Here is a 22,640-nt window from a genome sequence, read left to right as displayed (position 1 = left end):
CCACCCCCGTCGTCCTGGGACCAGCTCCCACTCGCTTCGCCGATCGGTCTCTCTGACCGTGGCCGCCGCATTGCTGGGGGCCGGTCTCGTACCGCTGGCGGTCGCCGCTCCCGCGTACGCGGCAGGAGTTGAGGACTTCTCCACGTCTTTCGAACCGACCGAGCAGGCGAAGCCCTACTCCGACAGGGTCGAGCTCGGCGCAGACGACGCTCCGCTCCAACTGAACGTGGCGGGCGAGGCACCGGGCAGCGTGCTGCCGAGCGTCAGCACCGTCTCAGCCAGCGCGCAGAACGCGCCGAACGAGGCGGCGATCTTCGCCGCCGACGGCGACCAGGGCACGAAGTGGCTCGCCTTCGCGAACAAGGCCTGGCTGCAGTACGACCTCTCGCAGAGCCTCACGGCCGTCACCTACAGCCTCGTGTCGGGTGGAGACGCACCCGAGCGCGATCCGCGCGACTGGCGCGTGCTCGGCTCGAACAATGGAACGGACTGGACCGTCGTCGACGCCCAGACCGGACAGTCGTGGGCTGCGGGTGACCGCGGTGTGCGCAAGAGCTACACGGTCGCGACGCCGGCGGCCTTCAGCACCTACCGCCTCGACATCTCGTCGAATCAGTCGGGCGGGCTCATCCAGCTGGCCGACTGGGACCTGATCTCGAGCGAGAACGCGGGTGAGGGCGACGCGCCCATCACCACCACGATCGGCACCGGGCCGAGTTCGGGGTACAACATGAAGGCCCGCATGGGCTTCACGGGCGCCCACTCGCTCAAGTACTCGGGTCACCACACGAACGCGGGCGAGGGCTACGCCACGAACCGACTCTTCGACGTCTCGATTCCGGTGGCGGAATCCACCCGTCTGTCCTACAAGATCTTCCCCGAGTTCACGGGCAACGATCTGCAGTACCCGTCGACGTACACGGCCGTGAGCCTGCACTTCACCGACGGCTCCAGCCTGTCTGACGTCGCTCCTGTCGACTCCTACGGCGTCGGTGCGACGGCGCTCGGCCAGGGTCAGGGCAAGATCCTCTACACGAATCAGTGGAACAGCGTGCAGATCGACGTGGGGGCCGTCGCGGCGGGCCGCACGATCGATGCCATCCAGCTCTCTTACGACAACGATGGGGCCGAGGCCGACACCGCCTTCCAGGGCTGGATCGACGACATCGACATCGAGGCCGAGCCCGTCGCCATCGACGGGTCGAGCCTGACGCACTACGTCGACACCCGGCGCGGCACCAACTCCTCCGGCTCCTTCTCGCGTGGATCGAACGAGGTCATCACCGCGGTGCCCAACGCCTTCAACTTCCTCGTTCCGGTGACCAACGCCGAGGCGACCTCCCGCGAGTACTCGTATCAGCAGGAGAACGACGACTCAAACCGTACGCGCTTCGAGGGCCTCGGCGTCTCGCACGAGCCCAGCCCCTGGATGGGAGACCGCAATCAGTTCTCGGTCATGCCGGTCGCCGGCGCATCCGCCCCGAACGGCAACTGGCACGCCCGAGGCGCCACCTTCAGCCACGACAACGAGACGGCGCAGCCCGACTACTACGGCGTGACTCTCGATAACGACGTGCGCGCAGAGATGACTCCCACCAACCGCGGCATGGTCATGCAGTTCACCTTCCCCGGCGGCTCGGGCAGCGCTATCCTCGACTCGCCCACCGGAGACGGCTCCTTCACGATCGACGCGGCCACCGGCTCCGTGACCGGCTGGATCGACCACGGATCAGGATTCATCGCGGGACAGAGCCGCATGTTCGTCTCGGGCTCGTTCGACCAGAAGCCCACGACCACCGGCACGGCGGACGGCGGCCGCGCACTCACGAAGTACGCCACCTTCGACACGTCGGCGAACAAGACGGTGACGCTGCGTCTCGCCACGTCGCTCATCAGCCTCGATCAGGCGGCCAAGAACCTGGCCCAGGAAGTCGGCGACCAGTCCTTCGACGCCGTGCGGGCATCCGCGCAGCAGGTCTGGAACGACCGGCTCGGTGTCGTCACGGTAGAGGGAGCATCCGAGACCGAGCTGACGACCCTGTACAGCAATCTGTACCGCCTCAACGTGTACCCGAACGCGCAGTTCGAGAACACGGGAACCGTCGAGGCTCCCGACTACAAGTACGCGAGCCCGGTGAGCGCGCCCTCGGGTTCGAGCTCGGCCACCACGACCGGCGCCAAGGTCGTCTCCGGAAAGATGTACGTCAACAACGGCTTCTGGGACACCTATCGCACCGTGTGGCCCGCCTACTCGCTTCTGTATCCGGATGTCGCCGCCGAGCTCGTCGACGGATTCACCGACCAGTACCGCGACGGCGGCTGGATCGCCCGGTGGTCGTCGCCCGGCTACGCCAACATCATGACCGGCACCAGCTCCGACGTGTCGTTCGCCGACGCCTACCTGCGCGGCGTGAGGCTGCCGGATGCGCTCGCCACCTATGACGCCGCCCTCAAGAACGCGTCGACGCCGTCGTCGAACGACAACGTGGGGCGCAAGAGCCTGCGCACCTCGACCTTCCTCGGCTTCACCCCCGCGTCGCAGGGCGAGAGCGTGTCGTGGGCGACGGAGGGCTACATCAACGACTTCGGCATCGGCAACATGGCCGCGGCCCTCGCCGCCGACCCAAACACCCCGGAGGAGCGCCGACAGGAGCTGCTGGAGCAGAGCGAGTACTACCTCGACCGCGCCACGAATTACGTGAACCTGTTCGACTCGTCGATCGGCGGCTTCTTCCAGGCCCGCAATGCCGACGGAACGTTCTCTGTCGCCCCCGGCGACTACGACCCGACCACCTGGTGGGGGCCGTACACCGAGACCAACGGCTGGAACTTCGCGTTCCACGCGCCGCAGGACCCGAACGGGCTCGCCAATCTCTATGGCGGAAAGGCCGGCATGGAGGCGAAGCTCGACGAGTTCTTCGGCACTCCGGAGACATCGCTCGGAGGCATCCACGAAGAGGCCGAGGCCCGCGACGGCCGCTATGGCCAGTGGGGCGTGAGCAACCAGGTGAGCCACCACATCCCGTTCATGTACAACGAGGTCGGCGCCCCCTACAAGGCGCAGGCCATCACCCGTGAGGCTCTGAAGCGCTCGTTCACCGGCAGCGACATCGGCCAGGGCTACCCGGGCGACGAGGACAACGGCGAGATGTCGGCCTGGTACATCTTCAACGCGCTCGGCCTCTACCCGATGCAGACAGGATCGACCGATCTCGTGATCGGATCGCCGCTGTTCACCAAGGCGACGGTGGCCCTGAAAGACGGCAAGTCGCTGGTGATCAACGCCCCGGAGAACAGCACGCAGAACGTCTACGTGCAGTCGGTCAGCCTGAACGGCGAGCCGCAGACCAGCCCCTCCATCGACTCGAACATCCTGTCTCAGGGTGGCACCCTCGACTTCTCGATGGGCGCAGAGCCGTCGTCGTGGGGTGCGGATGGCGAGGGCCTGCCGTCGCTCACCACGGGCGACGCGGTCGCCACACCGCGGGTCGACACGACCGACGCCGGCATCGCCGCGTCGTCGAGCGTCGACGGCGAGAACGTCGCCGCCCTGGTCGACAACTCGTCGGCCACGCAGGTCACGTTCCAGAAGTCCACACCCCAGGTGACCGTCGCGTACTCGGGGGCACGGCAGAGGCCCACCTTCTACACCCTCACCTCGGGAGCGGCGAAGGCGGATCCGTCGTCGTGGACCCTCGAGGGAAGCAACGACGGGGTGACCTGGACGACCGTCGACAGCCGCTCCGGCCAGACGTTCGCCAACCGCAACGAGACCGTGCCGTTCAAGATCGCGGCGCCGGGCACCTTCCAGCAGTTCCGGCTCCAGGTCACAGCGGGGGATGCCACGGTGTCGCTCGCCGAGATCGAGCTGCTCACGAACGGCTCGGGCGCCGAGGCGGGCAGCCTGGCGTTCAGCCCGGCTGACGGTCTCACCGCCTCATCGGGAGTGGAGAAGGACTTCGCCCTCGGCATCCTGTCGGGCGGCACCTCGGGCGACTACGCGGCCACGGTCGACTGGGGCGACGGCACCACGTCCGACGCGACGATCGGCGAGGAGAAGGTCGGCAACGTGCCGGTCTCGGCGACGCATGTCTACGCCAAGCCGGGCACCTACCGCGCCACGGTGTCGGCCGTGCGGGGCGAGACCGAGTCGGTGACGGCATCCGTCGTCATCACCGTGGACTATCTCGAGCCCGGCGCGCTGACTGGCGCATTCGACAGCATCTGCATCGCCGACGACGGCGTGGGCGGAAACTGCGACGCGAAGGGCATCTCGTACCCGAGGCAGGGTCTGAAGGACGGCGGCCTCGAGCAGGGCGTCGAGCACGGGGTGCCGGGAACGGACCTCACCTTCACCCTTCCCGTGGTGCCCGCCGGCCAGCCCGACAACGCGACCGGCAACGGCCAGGTGATCGTTCCCGAGCTGGGCGTCGGGGCGACCGCGTTCTCGTTCATCGGCTCCGCGACGGAGAAGAACCAGGACACGACGGCCACCGTCGCATTCACCGACGGAACGACGGTCGAGACGCCGCTGCAGTTCTCCGACTGGACCAAGGGAGGAAACGCGGGCGCCACGGCGCCCTACGGCAACATCGAGGTCGTGAAGTCGAACTACAGGCTGGTCGGGGCGAACCCGTCGCAGACGGCCTCGTATTTCTTCTCGACGGTGCCGTTCGAGATTCCGGATGGCAAGACGGTCGCATCGATCACGCTGCCGGTGCAGCCGGGTGAGCCCGGGGTCACCGGTCGCGTGCACATCTTCGCGATCGCCAGCAACGGCGTCGTGCCCGACCTGTCGTTCACCGCGACGGCCGGAGCAGACCTGGCCGGCCTGACGGGCGAGGCCATCCAGGCCCGTCTCGGAACGGTCGCCGTGACCGACGCCGCGACGCCCGCCCCTGGAGCCCGGGTTCAATGGGGCGACGCGTCGGCCACGGAGGACGTGACGGTCACGGCGGGTGCCGACGGGGGCTATGTGCTCGATGGAACGCACGCCTATGCGGCGCCCGGCGAGTACACGGTGAACGTCACGGTCTACAACGCCAGCGGCACGACGCGGCTCACCCTGAAGGCGGTCGTCACGGCGCCCGAGGTGTACACGCCGACGATCCAGGTGTCGCCGACAGACGACGTCGAGGCCGGAACGGAGCTCACCGTCACCGGATCGGGCTTCGCTCCCGACGAAGACGTGGTGGTCGAGCTGAAGACCCTGCCGAACGGAGCCTCCACCACGGTGCGTTCGAACGGATCGGGCGAGATCACCGCCACGATCTCGGTTCCGGATGACGCGGTTCCCGCGCTCTACTCGCTCACCGCCACGGGCGAGACGTCGAAGAACCCCGCCGACAGCACCGTGGTCGTGAACGAACCGCCGGCCCCGCCGGTGGTCTACACGCCGCGCGTGATCGCGAACTCCACGGCGGGCCGCCCCGGAGACGTCGTGGGCCTCGACGGCTCGGGCTTCGCCCCCGGCGAGCAGGTGAAGGTGGAGTTCCGCTCGGCACCGGTGACGGTGGCGACCGTCACGACCGACCGCAACGGGATCATGGCCGCGAGCTTCTCGGTTCCCGCCGACGCCGAGGTGGGAGACCACACGATCGTCATCACCGGGGCCGCGTCGAACGCGCCCGTGGAGATCGCCTTCGCCGTGCTGCCGCCCTTCCTTCCGGGCGACGGAAGCACGGGTGCCGGCGGACCGACCGACCCGGCGGCCATCGGGCATCTGTCGAACACCGGACTCGGCATCCAGCCGCTTGTGGTGCTCGGTGCTCTCGCCCTGGCCGGCATGCTCGCGGGCGGCCTGCTGCTGGTGCTGCGTCGTCGTCGGCGCACCGCCGAGTAGGCCTGGAGCGAATCACCTGCCCGGCGCGTCCTGACGCGCCGGGTAGGTTGGCTCCTATGGATAATATCCGCGTCGCCGCCTACGCCGTCATCGTTCAGGACGGCCGGATTCTTCTGGCTCACTGGAGCCAGGGCGGTTACTCGGGATGGACTCTGCCGGGCGGCGGCATCGACCCCGGCGAGGACCCGGCCGATGCGGCCGTGCGGGAGATCACCGAGGAGACGGGATACCGTGCGGAGCTCGGCGAGCTGATCGGCGTCGACTCGAAGGTCATCCCCGCCGAGAATCGACTCAGCGGATCCGGGGTGCCGCTGCACGCCCTGAGGATCGTCTACACGGCGGCGATCGTGGGCGGCGAGCTCACGAACGAGCTCGACGGCAGCACCGACGAGGCGGCCTGGTTCGCGCTCGACGACGTCGCGTCGATCGATCGCGTCGACCTCGTCGACGTGGGTCTGCGGATGCGCTCCGCCGCCGAAGCGCGCGTTACGTAGTACAGACGACGAGAGCGGCACCCCGTGTGGGATGCCGCTCTCGACGATGCGTGGGTGTGCTGCCTAGCCGGCGGGCGTCTCCGAGACGGCCTCGTCGTCGGCGATCCACAGCTCGTCATCGGCACGCAGCGTCTGCCACAGGGCGTAGCCGACGCCTGCTGCAGCCACGACGCCGAGCACGATCGCGACGATGCCGCCGACCGGTGCCTTCTTCGGCTGCGTCTTGGCGATGGCGCGCTTGACGGAGGGGTTGTTGGCCACGTGCAGCACGGTCGCGGCGGAGCCGAGGGCGGTGCCGACAGACGGGAGGACGTCGTGCGCGAAGCGGCTGCGCACTTCTTGGGCCGCGAGCTTGGCCCCGGCGACGTTGCGGCCGATGACCGGGCCGATGGAGTCGACGGCGCCGCGAACGCGCGGCACGACCTCTTCGCGGGTCAGGTCGGATGCGTGACCTGCGGCGACACGGGCGATCTGGTTCGCGCGATCAAGGATCTCTTGCTGGTCGAGCCAGAGCTCTTCAGCACTGCCCTTCAACTTCTTGAGCGCCTTGCGACGCTTGCGAGTAAGACTCATTGAAAACCTCCATCAGCGGAACGAGCGCGGTTCCCCCCAATCTTGCCACGCGCACCACTCGCCGCGCACGGCTTGCCCTGATGATCGCCCGCACATACCCTGTGCCTCGTCTGGATGCATGGGCGGGTATGGGAGAATCTATCCATGCCCGCACACACGCACGTCGCAACGTTCACCACCAACCACGGCGCCATCAAGGTCAACCTTTTCGGCAACCAGGCACCGAAGACGGTCGCCAACTTCGTCGGACTCGCCACCGGCGAGATCGAGTGGACCCACCCGCAGACCGGCAAGGTCTCGAAGGACAAGCTCTACGACGGCACGATCTTCCACCGCATCATCCCCGGATTCATGATCCAGGGCGGCGACCCCATCGGCCAGGGAACCGGCGGACCCGGCTATGCCTTCGACGACGAGATCAGCCCCGAACTCAACTTCACGCAGCCCTACGTTCTGGCCATGGCCAACGCCGGCCAGCGCGGCGGTCACGGCACCAACGGATCGCAGTTCTTCATCACCACCGGTCCGACGACCTGGCTCCAGGCCAAGCACTCGATCTTCGGCGAGGTCGCCGACGACGAGTCGAAGCGCATCGTCGAGAAGATCGGCGCCGTCGCGACCGACGCGGGCGACCGCCCGCTCGACAGCGTGGTCGTCGAGAGCGTCACCATCGAGGCCGCCTAGGTCTCTCCAACACGATAGAGACGAGCGCGGGTGTCCCAGGCTCCGGTGGATGCCGATAACTACTGTTACCGGCATCCCGGTCGACAGAGTTTCGTGCTGTGTCAGCGTTGCGGCAAGACCGTCTGCCCCGAGTGTCAGGTGCAGGCGGCCGTGGGAGTGCACTGTGTCGACTGCGCTCGCCAGAATCGACCCGCACGCCCGAAGCCGCGCTTCGTCACGGCCTTCCGCAGCACGTCGACCCAGCCGGTCGTCACCTATTCGCTGATCGGCCTGGCGGCGTTCTTCTTCGTTCTGCAGAGCGTTCCGGGCATCGGCTCGTCGGTGACCCAGGCCCTGCAGTACGCCGGTGCGTACACGCAGCCCGGTCTCGGGGCGCCGCTCGAGCCCTGGCGCATGATCACGTCGATCTTCATGCACGGCAGCATCTTCCATCTGCTGTTCAACATGTACGCCCTGTTCATCTTCGGGCAGCTGCTCGAGCACACGCTCGGTCGCGCGCGCTATCTCACGCTCTTCCTGCTGTCGGGCCTGGGCGGCTCGGTGGCCGTCGACCTGATCGCGTCGCCGTTCCAGGGCGTCGTCGGCGCCTCGGGCGCGATCTTCGGACTGATGGGCGCCTACTTCGTCATCCAGCGGCATCTGGGAGGCACGAACATCCAGCTGCTGGTGCTCGTCGGCATCAACCTGGTCATCGGGTTCATTCCCGGCCTCGGCATCGCGTGGCAGGCGCACCTCGGCGGTCTGGCCGCGGGCGCTCTGATGGGCCTGATCTTCACGAAGACGCGCAATGTGCGGCAGAAGAACACGCAGATTCTGCTGCTCGTCGCCACCGGTGTGGCGCTCGTGGGGCTGACCGTGGCGAGGGCCCTCGTCTAGCTCACAGAGTTATTAACAGGCTTATACACAGCTGGGGATAATTACACGGGTGTAATTAGGAGTTATCCACAGGCTAGTAAGGCCGTTGATAACGGGGTCAGCGCCACCGCGTGGTCATCAGGAAGCCGATGAAGGCGATTCCGAACCCGATGAGGATGTTGCCGCCGCCCAGGTCGGCGATGGGGAACTTGGCCTGGCTCACGTAGAACGTGATGATCCAGGCGAGACCGACGAGCATGAAGCCGAACATGACCGGCTTGAACCACACCGGGTTGGGCTTGGTCGACTCATCACCGCTTCGGGTAGCAGTCTTGGCGACTTCGGAACGGGGTGAATGGGTCTTCTCGCGGGCCATAGGGGAGATTCTAGCCCGGAATGCCTGAGAACGACTCGGCTCTCAAGGCAAAGGCCAGCATGCACCGCTTACAATACGACAATGACCGAATACCAGCCGGGGGATATTCAGCCGAGTTCCGGTCCTGCGCCGATGTCACGGCGTGAGGCCCGGAAGGCCGAGGCCGACGCGCTCAAGAGCCCGACGTCGTCATCCGCGACGCCCGAGTCCGAGCAGACGCCTGAGCCAGAGCAGACGCCCGTGCCCGAGCCGGTGTCTGCGGTGACCCCCGTGTCCGAGTCCGAGTCCGAGCCCACGCAGCAGCTCGGCATCCTCGCCTCCGAGCCGCCCGCGCACGGCGACGGTCCCGATGAGGCCGCCGGCGCAGCCGCATCCGGTCGCGCCGCGAAGAAGGCCCGCGCCGCCTCGGTCGCCGAGCGCACGCCGGTGAAGCGCAGCATGGCCACCAAGGTCGTCGGGGTCTTCGGAGAACTGCTCATCACGGCCGGTGTGTTCGTTCTCCTCTTCCTGGGCTGGCAGCTGTGGTGGAACAGCATCGTGCTCACCAACGAGCAGACTTCGGATGCCTCGTCGCTGGCCGACGACTGGAAACTGCCGGTCGTCACGGGCACGACGCCCACATCCACGCCGACTCCGACGTCGACCGATACGGCGGCACCGGCCAACTACGGCGACCCCGCGGTCATGGGGGCGCCGTCGACGGGAACCGACTTCGCCATCATCTACGTTCCCCGCTTCGGCGCGGACTTCAAGCGCACGATCGCCGAGGGCGTCGACCCCCACACCGTGCTCAACAAGGGCGGCGCAGGCCACTACGAAGACACGCAGATGCCCGGCGAGGTCGGCAACTTCGCGATCGCGGCCCACCGCGACGGCTGGGGCAGCGCGTTCATCAAGATCAACGAGCTGCAGATCGGCGATCCCATCTACGTCGAGACCCAGGACGGCTGGTACACCTACCGGTACCGCGACACCGAGTACGTGACCCCCTACGGCGTGGGCGTCATCGATCCCGTTCCTCAGGTCGAGGGTGCCACGCCGGTCGACCGACTCATCACGCTTACCAGCTGCAATCCGCTGTACATCGCGTCGGAACGCATCATCGCCTACGGCGCCTTCGAATCGTGGCAGCCGCGCTCGGCCGGGCCGCCCGCCGAGATCGCATCCGTCGTCGGATCGGGGAACTGATATGTACGCCGCCCTCTGGAGAGTTCTGCCCGGGCCGGTCTGGCTTCGCGTCATTCTGGTTCTGATTCTTGTCGCCGCGGTCGTCTTCGCCCTCGCCGCCTGGGTCTTTCCGTGGATCGACGTGTTGATCACCCCCGCACAGGAAGTGACCGTCGACCGATGACGCGCGTTCTCGTCATCGACAACTACGACAGCTTCGTCTACACGCTCAACGGATACCTGCTCCAACTGGGTGCCGAGACCGAGGTCGTGCGCAACGACGACTTCACGGCCGCCGACGCGTCGGCACGAATCGCCGACTACGACGCCGTGCTCATCTCTCCCGGTCCGGGAACGCCTCACGACGCGGGCGTGTCCATTCCCGTCGTGCACGCGGCGCTCGCCGCCTCCACGCCACTCCTCGGTGTCTGCCTCGGTCATCAGGCCATCGGTGAGGCGCTCGGGGCCACGGTCACGCATGCCGACGAGCTGATGCACGGCAAGACCAGCCTCATCGAGCACGACGGCAGTGCCTTCTACGCGGGCGTGCCCGATCCGTTCACGGCCACCAGGTATCACTCGCTCGCCGTGGTCGACGGCACCGTGCCCGACGAGCTTCTCGTGACCAGCCGCACTCGCGGCGGCGTCATCATGGGCCTGCGACACATCGAGGCGCCGGTTTTCGGCGTGCAGTTCCACCCGGAGTCGGTTCTCACCGAGGGCGGCTACCGCATGCTGGGCAACTGGCTCGCCGCAGCCGGGCTCACTGGCGCGCCCGAGGCTGCGCAGCACCTCAGCCCGCTCATGCGCACGAGCTAGGCGTCACGCCCCGGTGCAGTACCGGATGGCGATGGCCGACTTCTGCGGCGCATCACCCGCTGCGATCGACTGGCTCGACACCGGGTTGCCCGCGACGGTCTTGCAGCCGGGATCGCCTTCGACGCTCACCTGCAGCGCGAGGCCCTGCAGGGTCGTGCTCGCCACGTCGAGCGGCTGACCCGACACATCGGGAACGCTCACGAGGCCGGAAGAGATGACGAGGTTGATCGAGTCTCCGACGAAACTCGCCGTGCCCGCGGCCGGGTCTGTGCGAATGACGGCGTCGGTCGGAGCCGTGGCGGAGTTCTCTTTGGTCGTGGTGCCGACCGTCAATCCGAGCGTCGTGAGGGCTGTCGTGGCATCAGCGGCGGGCTGCCCCCCGACATCCGGAATCGAGACGGTCTGCTTGCCGAGTGACACGTAGACGTCGATCATCAGATCGGAGCCCTGATTCAGCACTGTGCCGGGCTCCGGATCGGTCCGGATCACTCGACCCTCGGGAACATCGGGGTCGAACACGTCTTGCCTGGCCGTGACCAGGCCCACCTGTTGCAGTGTGCTGTCTGCCGAATCGAAGGTCTGACCGGCCACGCTGGGCACGGTGATCGAGTTGTCGGGCACGATCGTGGTCGGCTGCAGGGTGAAGATCCAGAAGACGATGGCGATGATGATGACGGCGACGCTCGCGATGCCGGCCCAGATCCACACGACCGGCGGCCTGGACTGCGTGCGCACCGCGTAGTCGTCATCGCCGGCCAGCTGGGTGAGCGCCGAATCAGAGGTGGCCGTGAGGCTCGGTGGAGCGCCGAAGAGCGACGACTGGAAGTCTTCGACAGGGGGTCGCTTCGACGGGATCTTGCCGGCGCCCGCGATCTGCAGGTCGGTGCGGAACTCGGCCGACGACTGGAAGCGGGAGAAGCGGTCTTTGGTGAGCGCGTGCAGAACGACCCGGTCGATCGCCGGGGAGATGTTGTGGTTGATCGACGAGGGAACCGGAGGGGTCTCGCTGACGTGCTGGTAGGCGACGGCGACGGGCGTGTCTCCTCGGAAGGGAGCCTGACCGGTGAGCAGCTCGAACAGCACGACGCCGGTGGAGTACAGGTCGGTGCGCGCGTCGACGGATTCGCCGCGGGCCTGCTCGGGAGAGAAGTACTGTGCGGTTCCCAGAATCGCGGTGGTCTGGGCGACAGTCGCCGACGAGTCGGAGATCGCTCGGGCGATTCCGAAGTCCATGACCTTCACCTGACCCGACGTGGTCAGCATGATGTTTCCGGGCTTGATGTCGCGGTGAACGACGCCGGCCCGGTGCGAGTATTCGAGAGCGGTGAGGATGCCCTCGGTGATGCGGATGGCCTCCGCGGGAGCGACGGGACCCTCTTTGATGATGTCCTTCAGGAGCCGTCCTTCGACGTACTCCATCACGATGAACGGAACGACACCCTCGAATCCACCGGGCTCGCGCACCTTCTCTTCGCCCGCGTCGAACACGCGCACGATCGTGGGATGCGCCATGCGCGAGGCCGCCTGGGCCTCCTGCTTGAAGCGGGTGCGGAAGACGGGATCGCTCGCCAGGGACGAACGCAGCAGCTTGATCGCCACCTGGCGCCCGAGGCGCTCGTCTCGTCCTGAGTAGACATTGGCCATTCCCCCACGGCCGATGACTTCTCCGATTCGATACCGCCCGGCAAGCAGGCGATGTTCATCGGTCACAGTGGTACTCCATGGTCGGTGTAAGGGGGGTTCTCAGTCTAGGTGCATGGGAATCGCGGATCGTCAGCCGTTCGCTCCCGGGGCCGGGGTCGAACCGCCCACGGCGACGGCGGTGAGGCTGAGGGCCGGAGAGGCGGGAGACGCGATGCCCGAGCAGGTGACGGTGTAGGCGACGGTGACCGGGCCCGCGGCGGTGGCCTGCAGCGTGGCCTGAGTGCCGATGCCCGGCTCCGCGAGGACCGTCGCATTGGTGGCGACGATCGAGTACGCGTCGAGGCTCGTGCCCGAGGGGCAGCTGTACGCGTTCCACGAGACGGTGAACGAACCGGTGGCTGCCGGAACCTGATTGTTCGGCAGTGGCGACGGAGCGTCGACGCTGTCGAGCTTGGGCGCCGTGGCGGGTGCGTTCACCACGGGCAGGGGACCGTAGACCGTGAGTTCGATCGTGGTGCCGCGCTGCACGTTGCCGACGGGGTTGACCTTGTAGACCGTTCCCACCTGCTCGGCGGTCGTCGCAGCGGTGCCCGTCACGTTGGACGCGCCGAGGTCGAATTGCAGCGCGACGAGGACGGCGGCTGCGTCGTCGAACGACTTGCCGAGGAGCTCGCTTTCAGGGATGGCGACCGTGGTGGCCGGCGGCGTCGTGGTGGGTGTCACTGAGGGCGTGGGAGTCTTCGACGGCGTGGAGGCCGGCGTGGACGCGGTGGTGACCGGCACGTCGTTCGAGCCGTTCTGGCCGATCACGAGTGCGGTGATCGTGCCGCCGAGCACCAGTACGAGGATCGCGATGAGAACGATGAGCGGCCAGGTCCAGGGACTGCGCTTCTTCTTCTTGTCGCCGGGCTGCTCTGTGCCGTCGTCGATCGGGGGCAGCAGCGCATCGCCCGCGCCGGCCGCGCCGATCACGGTGGTGGCCTGCGTGGCCCCATAGGGAACGGTGCTGGCGGTGGGCATCAGGCTGGTGGCCTGCGTCTGCGGGGCAGGACGGCCGCCGAGGATGGCGGGAACCGCCGCGGCCGCGGCCGCGATGTCTCCGCGGCGCAGCGCCGTTGCGGCGCGCGCGAGGTTGGCCGTCGACGACGGACGGTCTTCGGGCTTCTTGGCGATGCACGAGAGAACGAGGTTGCGCACCGGCTCTGCGACGGTGATAGGCAGGTCGGGCGGAGTCTCGTTGATCTGGGCCATGGCGATCGCGACCTGCGACTCGCCCGTGAACGGACGCTTGCCCGCGAGGCACTCGTAGGCGACGATTCCGAGCGAGTAGACGTCGGTGGTCGGCGAAGCCGACTGGCCGGACGCCTGCTCGGGTGACAGGTACTGCACGGTTCCCATGACCTGGCCGGTGGCCGTGAGCGGAACCTGGTCGGCGATGCGCGCGATTCCGAAGTCGGTGATCTTGACCCGGCCGTCGGGCGTGATCAGCAGGTTGCCCGGCTTGATGTCGCGATGCACGAGGCCGGCAGCGTGGGCGGCCTGAAGGGCCGACGCGGTCTGCGCGACGATGTCGAGAACGCGGTCGGTCGAGAGCACGTGCTCTCGCTCGAGAATGGTGGAGAGGGCTTCGCCGGGAACGAGTTCCATGACGAGGTAGGCGCTGCCCTCTTCTTCTCCGTAGTCGAAGACGTTGGCGATGCCCTCGTGGTTCACGAGTGCGGCGTGGCGCGCCTCTGCTCGGAAGCGCTCGAGGAAGCCCGGGTCTCCGAGGTATTCGTCTTTGAGGATCTTGATGGCGACGGTTCGACCGATGACCAGGTCGGTGGCCTGCCAGACCTCGCCCATGCCCCCGATCGCAATGCGGCTGGACAGTTCGTAGCGTCCCCCGAAGGTGAGCCCTGCTGTGGGTCTCATTTACTCAGCACCGCCTCAAGTACTCGTTTTGCTATCGGCGCGGCGATGGAGTTCCCCGAGCCGGATTGGTCTTCGCCTCCGCCGTCCTCCACCACTACCGCGATGGCCACCCGAGGGTTGTCGGCGGGGGCGAAACCGGTGAACCAGAGAGTGTACGGATCGTCTTCACCGTTCTCTGCCGTGCCTGTTTTACCGGCCACGCTGACCCCGTCTATTCTTGCATTAGTAGCCGCGCCATTCTCGACGGCGGACACCATGAACTGCGAAAGTGTCGAAGATGTTGCAGAGCTGATCGGCTCGGCGAACACCTCGGGTTCGAACTGCTGCAGCACCGTCAGATCGGGCGCCGTGATGGAGTCGACCAGGTTCGGTTTCATGATGGTTCCTTTGTTGGCGACGGCGGCGGAGAACATCGCGACCTGCAGGGGCGTGACCCTGTCTTCGTCTTGACCGAACGAAGCCAGCGCGAGCTTGTCATCGGTCATGGGCGAACGGATGGTGCTGGGCTGCACGGCCATGGGGATCTCGAGTTGCTTGTCGAATCCGAAGGCCTTCGCCTTGTCGACGAGGGTGCTGTCGCCCATCTGCACGCCGAACTCGGCCATGGGGATGTTGCACGAGAGAACGAAGGCCGTCTCGAGGGAGACCGTGTCGCCGCCGCCGCAGGTTCCGCCGCCGGCGTTCGAGACGGTGTTGGTCGAACCGGGCAGGGGGAAGCGCGAGAGGTTCGGCTGGGTCGATGTGGCCGAGATGCCGCTCTCGAGGGCGGCCGACGAGGTGACGATCTTGAACGTCGATCCCGGCGGGTAGAGGTTGCCGTCGATCGAGCGGTTGATGAGGGGGTCGCCCGGAGCGTCGATCAGCGAGTTGTACGCGTCGATCACCGCCTGGGTGTCGTGCACGGCGAGAGTGTTGGGGTCGAAGGTGGGCTTCGAGACCATGGCGAGGATGCGCCCGGTCGACGGCTCGACCGCGACGACCGTTCCCTTGTAGTCGCCCAGCGCATCCCAGGCCGCCTGCTGAACCACGGGATCGATCGTGAGCTCCACCGACGCGCCCTTGGGCTTCTGCCCCGTGATGATGCTGTTGATGCGCGCGAGGAACTGCGAGTCGGCCGTGCCCGAGAGGTAGTCGCCCAGGGACTGCTCGATTCCCGTCGATCCCTGGCCGAGCGTGTAGTAGCCGGTGACCTGGCTGTAGAGCGGCCCGTTCGGGTAGGTGCGCTGGAACTTGTAGTCGTCGTCGGACGGAACCGACATGGCGATCGGCTGGCCGCCGACCAGAATCGGCCCGCGCTCCGCGTCGTAGCTGGCGTAGAGGGCGCGCGTGTTGCGGGTGTCGGCGGCGAGGGCATCCGTCTGAAAGAACTGGATGCTCGTGGTCGCCACGAAGAGTGCGGCGAACATCAGCAGAACGACGATCGCGACGCGTTTGAGTTCTTTGCTCATCGGACTAGATCACCAGCCTTGGCTGGTTGCGGACTGTGTCCGACAGGCGCAGGAGCAGCGCGACGATGATCCAGTTGGCCATGAGCGACGATCCGCCCGAGGCCAGGAACGGCGTCGTGAGGCCGGTCAGCGGGATCACCCGGGTGACTCCGCCGATGACGACGAAGCACTGCAGGGCGATCACGAACGACAGGCCGACGCCGAGCAGCCGGCCGAAGTCGTCGTGGCCCGCGAAGCTGATCCGCAGTCCGCGCGCGATGAGGAGCAGGTACAGGCAGAGGATCGCGAACAGGCCGGCGAGTCCCAGCTCTTCTCCGATCGCCGAGATGATGAAGTCGCTCTGAGCCAGGGGCGTGATGTCGGGTCGACCACGGCCGAGCCCGGTGCCGACGAGGCCGCCGTTGGCGAGCCCGAAGATGCCCTGCACGAGCTGGAAGCTGCCGCCGACATCGTCGTAGTTCTTCTGGCTGAAGGGGTCGAGCCAGGCATTGAAGCGATCGTTGACGTAGGTGAGGGTCTGGCTCGCGACCACGGCACCGGCGAGGAAGAGCCCGCCGCCGAGCAGGATCCAGCTCGTGCGGCCGGTCGCGACGTAGAGCATCACCACGAAGAGCCCGAAGTAGAGCAGGGCCGTGCCGAGGTCCCGTTGGAACACGATGACCGACATCGACAGCGCCCAGATCACGATGATGGGCCCCAGGTCGCGTGCCCGCGGGAACCGCACGCCCAGCACCTTGCGGCCCACGAGCGACAGGGTGTCGCGACGCTGCACGAGGAATCCGGCGAAGAAGATGGCGAGCAGGATCTTGGCGATCTCACCGGGCTGGAAGGAGAACGGACCGATGTGGATCCAGACGCGGGCGCCGAAGATCTCCTGCCCGATGCCGGGAAGCATGGGGAGCAGCAGCAGAACGAATGCCGCGAACATGAAGACGTAGGTATAGCGCTGCAGCACGCGGTGGTTGCGGATGATGACGACGACCGCGATCGCGCAAACCAGGGCGATCGCGCTCCAGACGACCTGCCTGATGGCGGTCGAATCCCAGCCCGTGTCGCCGTTGATGAGGTCGACGTGATAGATCACGGCGATGCCGATTCCGTTGAGGATCGCGGCGACGGGCAGGATGAACGGATCGGCGTTCGGGGCGACGTAGCGCAGGGCGATGTGCATCGCGATCACAAGGACCGAGAGGCTGGCGCCGAGCGTGATCACCGTGGAGTCGACGGTGCCGATTGCGCCGAGCTGGACGAGCACGACCGCGGACGCGTTGATTCCGCAGGCGATGACCAGCAGGAACAGTTCGAGGTTGCGGAGTTTCTGGGGCACGCGGATTCGACGGATGCCGCGCCCGGCATCCGGAACGATCGGCGACGACTCGATCACGGGGCTCGACGCATTGAGATCAGCCAACGGGGGCCGCCGGGGCGTCGGGCGTCGATGAGGGGGACGGCGTGGGTGTGGGGGTCGGCGTCGAGCTCGACTCGGGCTCGACCGCGGCGCCGAGGCGCTTGACGATCTCGAGCGCGGCCTTCACCGAGTCGGCGCTGATGGTGTCGCGCACCTGCTCCTGCGTGTAGACGGGCAGGTCGTCGAGCTGGATGTCGGTGGTCTGGTAGACCTCGGACAGCGCGATCGGGCCGATGGTCTGCTGCACGCCGTGGAAGATCGCGACCTGGCCGTCGACATCGCCGACGTAGTAGCGCGTCTGCGTCCATCGGTAGCCGGCGAAGGCGCCCGCCGCGAGGGCGAGAACGATGACGAGGGCGCCGGCGAGCCAGGCCGTCTTTCGGCGGCGGGAGCGGCGGCGGTTCTCTTCGATGAGCTCGTCGAGGTAGTCCTCGGACTCGGGTTCGAAGTGGCTGGGGTCGGCCGGGCCTCGCGGGTGCAGGCGCAGGCCGGGCAGCCGCGAGGTGCGGCGCCCCAGCGTGCCCTCGAAGGCCACGGGCTTGGATGCGGAGCCGACGGTGACGGGTTCGACGCCGTGCTCGTCGAACGAGGAGCTGATGTCGACCACCACGATGGTGACGTTGTCGGGCGCCCCTCCATCGAGTGCCTGCTTCACGAGTTCGGAGACGACGTCGGCGGGCGACATCTCGCTGGCGAGGGCCTCGGAGATGTGATCGTTGTCGACCACGCCCGTGAGGCCGTCGGAGCAGATCAGCCATCTGTCGCCGGGACGGGTGTCCATGACCTGCAGGTCGACATCCGGTGTCGAATCGACGTCGCCCAGCACCCGCATCAGAACCGATCGGCGCGGGTGCGTCTTCGCTTCTTCTGCCGTGATGCGGCCCGAGTCGACGAGCCGCTGCACGAAGGTGTGGTCCGCGGTGATCTGGGTGAGGGTGCCGTCGCGAAAACGGTAGACGCGCGAGTCGCCGATGTGGGCGAGGGCGACGCTCTGGCCCACGCGCACGAGGGCGGAGAGCGTGGTGCCCATTCCGGTGAGCTCGGGATGCTCGAACACGGTCTCGGCGAGGATCGCGTTGGCCGCGACGATCGCCTCCTGCAGGGCGAACTCGGCGTCGACGGCGGAGCCGTACTCGCCATCGATCTCACGCAGCCGCGTGATGGCCAGGGCGGATGCGACATCGCCGCCCGCGTGGCCGCCCATGCCGTCGGCCACCGCGAACAGGGACTGCCCGGCGAACCCTGAGTCCTGATTGTTCGAGCGGATCTTGCCGACATGGGAGATGGCGGCGCTCGATGTGACGAGGGCCATCCCCTAGCGCCGCAACTCGAAGCTGGTCGCGCCGATCTTGATGGGCGTATTGAGGGGGACGTTCACCGGGGAGGTGACGCGTTTGCCGTCGAGGAAGGTTCCGTTCGTGGAGTCGAGGTCCTGCAGCATCCACTCCTCGTTCCACACCATGAGCCGGGCGTGGTGCGTGGAGGTGTAGTCGTCGCGGATGACGACGCTCGAGTCTGTGGAGCGGCCGATGGTGAGAGGCATGGTTCCGAGGGGGATCTCCGTGCCGCTCTTCGTGCCCGTGGTGATGACGAGACGGGCGGCGTTGCCGGTCGTGGCGCGGGGGTGGGTTCCGGCTGAGGACCCCTCGAGGGGGGTGAAGGTCGGCACCTTCGATTGGGGAACAGGGGCCTGCTGGCGGGGAGGGGTGTTGGTGCTGACGGCGGAGGCGGCGGCCGGGGCCGCACTGGGGAAGCCGCCGGCGCTCGCGGCCTGCGCATCCGGCAGTTTCTTGACCCGGCGACCGAAGAGGTCGCTGCGCATGGCGTAGACCACCACGAAGACGAAGATCCAGAGCAGGGCGAGGAACGCGAACTGCAGGATCAGAAGGGTGAGTTCACTCAACTCTGGTCCCTCCAGAAACCGCCCGGGTCGTGGCGGGGGCGGTCGGGGCGGGGTGGCAGCGGTCGCTGCTCGCGGAACTGCTCTGGGGGGCGGGTCTGGCGCTGCGTGCGCAGGTCGGAGTACTGGTCGACGCTGGCGGACTGCGCGAGAACTCGGAACACGATGCGCGTGCGGCCGATCTGGATGACCGACTCGGGCTCGAGCGGGGCCTTCGAGACCGCGACGCCGTTGAGCTGCGATCCGTTGGTGGAGCCGAGGTCTTTGACCAGGGCTCGCTTGCCGTCCCACAGGATCTCGACGTGTTTGCGGGAGGTGCCGGGATCGTCGATGGTGATGTCGGCATCCGACCCACGGCCGATGACGGTGCGCGACGAGGTGATGGGGTAGCGCTTGCCGGCCACGTCGAGCACTGGTGTCCAGGTGACCTCGCCGGCCGCGTTGGCCGACTCGATCTGCACCAGACCGTCGGTGAGGCGGGCGTTCTGCACGAGCTCCATCGAGATGCCGCCGGCGAACTGATAGCCCTGCTGCTTCGCGTGGGTCTGCACGAACTGGATGAGGTCGTCGTTGAGCGTGGGGCCGAGGGCCATCATGCGCTGGTAGTCGTTCGGGCCCACGATGACGCGGAACGAGTTGGGCACGAGGATGCGATCGCGCGAGATGACGGCGGCCTTGGTGTCGAGCTCGCGACGCAGGGCGGAGGTGATCTCGACCGGTGCCAGCCCCGAGCGGAAGGTCTTGGCGAAGGCACCGTTGACGGCGCGCTCGAGACCCTTCTCGAAGTTGTCCAGCAGTCCCACGTGTCTCCCAATTTCTGCGCGCGCGCCACGGCCCGGGCGGCGTGGCTCAGGTAGATGTTACTTGTGTTGCGTGAAAATCCACCCAGTGCGCCGTCTATGTGTGTTCAAGCGTGATTCTCGTACCTCTTAACCATGGCGCCCCCGTTCCCTGAGCCTGTCGAAGGGAATGGGCGGAGATTTCGACATCCGACCCCGTATTCGGCTCGGATGTGCACATCTCCGCCCGTTCCATCGATCCGTCGCCCCGAATTCCCCCGCGCCGCCCCTTCGTGCTAATCTCTCTAAGTTCGCGCGAGTGGCGGAATTGGCAGACGCGCTGGCTTCAGGTGCCAGTGCTCGAAAGGGCGTGGGGGTTCAAGTCCCCCCTCGCGCACGCGAACGAGTGAAGGCCGGATCGGGAGAAATCCCGGTCCGGCCTTCGTCGTTGAATCCGCTCGTTAGAATTCGACGACATCGAAGGTCTGGGGGGTGCCTGGTGAGCCGCATGTCCGCGTGGGTGGCGCGGCGGTCGATTCCGCCGTTCGCCTGGGTCACATCGGCGGCCGGCGCGGTCATCGCCGCCAGCGGCCTGCTCGATGCCGTCACCTCGACCGGGGATTCGCTCGGCGGAGCATGGACCTGGTTCTGGATCGCGGTGACCATCGTGCTCGCGGGCACGCCGATCGCCCTCGGTATGCGATTCGTGAACGGAGTCGGCCTCGTGGGGGCCTGCATCTTCTTCGTCGTCACGTCGCTGCAGCTGTCGGTATCGACCGCACCCATCGCATCCGTCAACAACGTTCTGCTCTATCCGATGCTGGCCTGCTACCTGGGCTGGTTCTATCGGCGGTGGATCGCGCGCTCGGCCACCGCGGGTGGGTTCGTTCTGTCGGGCATCGCTCTTGTCGTGAACCCCCTGGACGAGGTGCTGCTGCCGTGGATCAACATCGCGCTGGTGTCGACTTTCTGTCTCGAAGCCGCGGGCTACCTGCGCAGCAGACTCGACCAGGAGATCACCACCGACCCGCTCACCGGCGTTCTGAATCGCTCCGGACTCGACGCGCGGATCGAGACGGAGCTGGCGCGCTCGACGAGGACCGGTCAGGCGCTGGTGCTCGTGATCATCGACCTCGACGACTTCAAGCGCATCAATGACGAGCAGGGGCACGCCGCCGGCGACCACCTGCTCGTGCAGTATGCGGCCGCTCTCAGGTCGGTGACCCGGCCCTACGACTCTGTGGCGCGCATCGGGGGCGACGAGTTCCTTCTTGTGCTGCCCGCCACGACGGAGCAGCAGGCGCTCGACCTGATCGATCGGCTGCGTGCGTCGACGCCCGAGCAGTGGTCGTTCGGGCTGACGGAAGCGCGATCCGACGACACCGCGCATACGATCAGGGAACGCGCGGACCAGCGCCTCTACCTGCACAAGGCGTCGCGCAAGGGGAGGACCGGTACGTGACCGGCTTGCCGGGCAGAGCCGAGTGCCCCGTGGATGAGCTCGATCGCATTCGTCGGGAGATCACGGAGCACCCGTCGAACGCCTGGGCCACGGACCTGGGGTGGGAGCCCCTGTTCGCCGGATCGGCTCGCGCTCGCGTGCTGGTGATCGGACAGGCGCCCGGCCGGGTCGCGCAGGAGACGGGGCAGCCGTGGAGCGACGTCAGCGGGCGGTTGCTGCGATCGTGGCTCGGCGTGACGGAGGCCACGTTCTACGACCCCGACCAGTTCGCGCTGCTGCCCATGGACTTCTACTATCCCGGCAAAGGTTCCAGTGGCGACCTGCCCCCTCGGCCTGACGTCGCGCCGCTGTGGCATCCGCGCATTCTCAGCGCTCTGACCGAGGTGCGCCTGACGGTGCTGGTGGGTGCCTACTCTCAGCGGTACTACCTTCGCGGGCAGAAGCGGCAGTCCGTGACCGAGACCGTGCGGGCGGCCGAGTCGTTTCTGCCCTTCTTTCCGCTCGTGCATCCGTCGCCCTTGGCGCGAGGCTGGCGCTCCCGCAATCCGTGGTTCGAACAGACGACCGTTCCGCGGCTCAGGCAGGAGGTGCAGCGGGCGCTGTCTGTCGACTGACGAATCGGGTGCGGGTCAGCGGAGGAACCCGGAGGCGCGGAACGCGCGCTCGTAGATCTCGAGGATCACGGTCTGCTTGCGAGCGTTGTAGTCCATGACCGCGTCGTGCTCCTGCTGGGCACCGGCGGCCGCACGTTTCGCGTCGGCATACAGCTTTCGATCGCTCTCGCTCGAGCGCAGCCAGTTGCGGAAGACGAGGTGCTTGATGAGCTCCGGGCTGTCGGGTCCGAAGACATGGATGTTCGTGGCCGGCCCACCGTCGGTCGGCGCGACACGATCGTCGGCGCGTCGGCCGCCACGGAACAGGCGGTGCTCGTGCCACCACGGCTCGCGCACGGTGAGAACGAATCCGGCGTCCTGCAGCGTGCTCACATAGCCCGCCTCGTCAGTGGAGTCGGCCACCGTGAGATCGATGTCGATGACCGGTTTGGCGGGCAGGCCCTCGACGGCGGTCGATCCGACGTGATCGATGCGGATCGCCCGGAGGCCCAGCAGTTCACTGAGCCGCTCGCGGATCTCGCGGGCCTGCGTCGGCCATTCCGGGTCGTATTCGACCAGCTCGATCGTCGTGGGCAGGGGCTCGACGACCCAGGGGTTTCCGGCGGCCGGTTCATCGGAGAACTCGGTGATCTGGCGCGTGGAGGGCATCGCTTCAACGTAT

The 22,640-nt window shown here is 67.2% G+C and carries 19 protein-coding genes and 1 tRNA gene; 10 read left to right on the top strand and 10 right to left on the bottom strand.

Going from position 1 to position 22,640, the window contains the following annotated elements; genetic code table 11:
* The first annotated feature begins 58 nt into the window (after positions 1-58).
* Positions 59-5,842 (top strand): GH92 family glycosyl hydrolase, encoded by a 5,784-nt coding sequence (locus ASF06_RS04605; protein ID WP_200920304.1) that lies wholly within the window; start codon positions 59-61, stop codon positions 5,840-5,842.
* Positions 5,843-5,898: 56 nt separating this feature from the next.
* A complete protein-coding gene (locus tag ASF06_RS04600) occupies positions 5,899-6,336 on the top strand; it encodes an NUDIX hydrolase (RefSeq protein ID WP_055943873.1) in 438 nt (145 codons plus the stop codon).
* A 63-nt stretch (positions 6,337-6,399) separates the two neighbouring features.
* On the opposite strand, the gene ASF06_RS04595 is transcribed toward ASF06_RS04600, so the two are convergent.
* The gene (locus ASF06_RS04595) at positions 6,400-6,909 is read right to left on the bottom strand and encodes a hypothetical protein (protein ID WP_055932556.1); all 510 of its coding nucleotides are present in this window, start codon (positions 6,907-6,909) and stop codon (positions 6,400-6,402) included.
* Positions 6,910-7,053: 144 nt separating this feature from the next.
* Here ASF06_RS04595 and ASF06_RS04590 point away from each other — a divergent pair, with 144 nt between their 5' ends.
* Both ASF06_RS04590 and ASF06_RS04585 read left to right on the top strand, forming a co-directional pair.
* The gene (locus ASF06_RS04590; RefSeq protein WP_055943868.1) at positions 7,054-7,593 is read left to right on the top strand and encodes a peptidylprolyl isomerase; all 540 of its coding nucleotides are present in this window, start codon (positions 7,054-7,056) and stop codon (positions 7,591-7,593) included.
* Between the two features lie 93 nt (positions 7,594-7,686).
* Positions 7,687-8,469 (top strand): rhomboid family intramembrane serine protease, encoded by a 783-nt coding sequence (locus ASF06_RS04585; protein ID WP_235500891.1) that lies wholly within the window; start codon positions 7,687-7,689, stop codon positions 8,467-8,469.
* A 97-nt stretch (positions 8,470-8,566) separates the two neighbouring features.
* On the opposite strand, the gene ASF06_RS04580 is transcribed toward ASF06_RS04585, so the two are convergent.
* Positions 8,567-8,824 carry a cell division protein CrgA gene (locus tag ASF06_RS04580; protein ID WP_055943861.1) on the bottom strand — a complete coding sequence of 86 codons (258 nt, stop codon included), beginning with the start codon at positions 8,822-8,824 and terminating at the stop codon, positions 8,567-8,569.
* An 81-nt stretch (positions 8,825-8,905) separates the two neighbouring features.
* Here ASF06_RS04580 and ASF06_RS04575 point away from each other — a divergent pair, with 81 nt between their 5' ends.
* The 3 genes from ASF06_RS04575 to ASF06_RS04570 are packed head-to-tail and all read left to right on the top strand — an operon-like array spanning position 8,906 to position 10,810.
* Positions 8,906-10,012, top strand: coding sequence for a class E sortase (locus ASF06_RS04575; RefSeq protein WP_235500890.1), 1,107 nt, complete (start codon positions 8,906-8,908; stop codon positions 10,010-10,012).
* A gap of 1 nt (position 10,013) precedes the next feature.
* Positions 10,014-10,175 (top strand): hypothetical protein, encoded by a 162-nt coding sequence (locus tag ASF06_RS19805; protein ID WP_200920303.1) that lies wholly within the window; start codon positions 10,014-10,016, stop codon positions 10,173-10,175.
* On the top strand, positions 10,172-10,810 hold the full coding sequence (locus ASF06_RS04570; RefSeq protein WP_055943858.1) for an anthranilate synthase component II: 639 nt from the start codon (positions 10,172-10,174) through the stop codon (positions 10,808-10,810). Before ASF06_RS19805 ends, ASF06_RS04570 begins: the two co-directional genes overlap by 4 nt.
* Before the next feature lie 3 nt (positions 10,811-10,813).
* On the opposite strand, the gene pknB is transcribed toward ASF06_RS04570, so the two are convergent.
* The 7 genes from pknB to ASF06_RS04535 form a co-directional block, all read right to left on the bottom strand.
* Positions 10,814-12,520, bottom strand: a complete 1,707-nt coding sequence (pknB, locus tag ASF06_RS04565; protein WP_157412199.1) for a Stk1 family PASTA domain-containing Ser/Thr kinase — start codon at positions 12,518-12,520, stop codon at positions 10,814-10,816.
* 63 nt (positions 12,521-12,583) lie between these two features.
* Positions 12,584-14,368 carry a protein kinase domain-containing protein gene (locus ASF06_RS04560; protein WP_055943855.1) on the bottom strand — a complete coding sequence of 595 codons (1,785 nt, stop codon included), beginning with the start codon at positions 14,366-14,368 and terminating at the stop codon, positions 12,584-12,586.
* Entirely contained in the window at positions 14,365-15,816 is a 1,452-nt protein-coding gene (locus ASF06_RS04555) for a peptidoglycan D,D-transpeptidase FtsI family protein (protein ID WP_055943852.1), read from the bottom strand. The genes ASF06_RS04560 and ASF06_RS04555 overlap by 4 nt, the downstream gene beginning before the upstream one ends.
* 4 nt (positions 15,817-15,820) lie before the next feature.
* Positions 15,821-17,197, bottom strand: coding sequence for an FtsW/RodA/SpoVE family cell cycle protein (locus ASF06_RS04550; RefSeq protein ID WP_235497319.1), 1,377 nt, complete (start codon positions 17,195-17,197; stop codon positions 15,821-15,823).
* A 22-nt stretch (positions 17,198-17,219) separates the two neighbouring features.
* Complete coding sequence (locus ASF06_RS04545) at positions 17,220-18,536, bottom strand: PP2C family protein-serine/threonine phosphatase (RefSeq protein WP_055943849.1); 1,317 nt, start codon at positions 18,534-18,536, stop codon at positions 17,220-17,222.
* A 3-nt stretch (positions 18,537-18,539) separates the two neighbouring features.
* Positions 18,540-19,127, bottom strand: a complete 588-nt coding sequence (locus tag ASF06_RS04540; protein WP_055943847.1) for an FHA domain-containing protein FhaB/FipA — start codon at positions 19,125-19,127, stop codon at positions 18,540-18,542.
* Positions 19,124-19,927: an FhaA domain-containing protein gene (locus ASF06_RS04535; protein WP_082480315.1), complete on the bottom strand. Its 804-nt coding sequence runs from the start codon at positions 19,925-19,927 to the stop codon at positions 19,124-19,126. Before ASF06_RS04535 ends, ASF06_RS04540 begins: the two co-directional genes overlap by 4 nt.
* A gap of 289 nt (positions 19,928-20,216) precedes the next feature.
* On the opposite strand from ASF06_RS04535, the gene ASF06_RS04530 reads away from it, so the two are divergent.
* From ASF06_RS04530 to ASF06_RS04520, 3 genes are all read left to right on the top strand, one after another.
* Positions 20,217-20,300 (top strand) — tRNA-Leu (locus ASF06_RS04530).
* 111 nt (positions 20,301-20,411) lie between these two features.
* A complete protein-coding gene (locus ASF06_RS04525) occupies positions 20,412-21,365 on the top strand; it encodes a GGDEF domain-containing protein (protein ID WP_055943844.1) in 954 nt (317 codons plus the stop codon).
* Positions 21,362-21,979 (top strand): uracil-DNA glycosylase family protein, encoded by a 618-nt coding sequence (locus ASF06_RS04520; protein WP_235500889.1) that lies wholly within the window; start codon positions 21,362-21,364, stop codon positions 21,977-21,979. Before ASF06_RS04525 ends, ASF06_RS04520 begins: the two co-directional genes overlap by 4 nt.
* A 15-nt stretch (positions 21,980-21,994) precedes the next feature.
* Here ASF06_RS04520 and ASF06_RS04515 read toward each other — a convergent pair whose 3' ends face one another.
* The gene (locus ASF06_RS04515) at positions 21,995-22,627 is read right to left on the bottom strand and encodes a GrpB family protein (RefSeq protein WP_055943838.1); all 633 of its coding nucleotides are present in this window, start codon (positions 22,625-22,627) and stop codon (positions 21,995-21,997) included.
* Positions 22,628-22,640 lie beyond the last annotated feature (13 nt).

The sequence above is a fragment of the Agreia sp. Leaf244 genome (assembly GCF_001422695.1).
Lineage (GTDB): Bacteria > Actinomycetota > Actinomycetes > Actinomycetales > Microbacteriaceae > Agreia.
The sequence above is the reverse complement of the archived record's forward strand: the minus strand, read 5'-3'. Positions and strand labels throughout refer to the sequence as shown.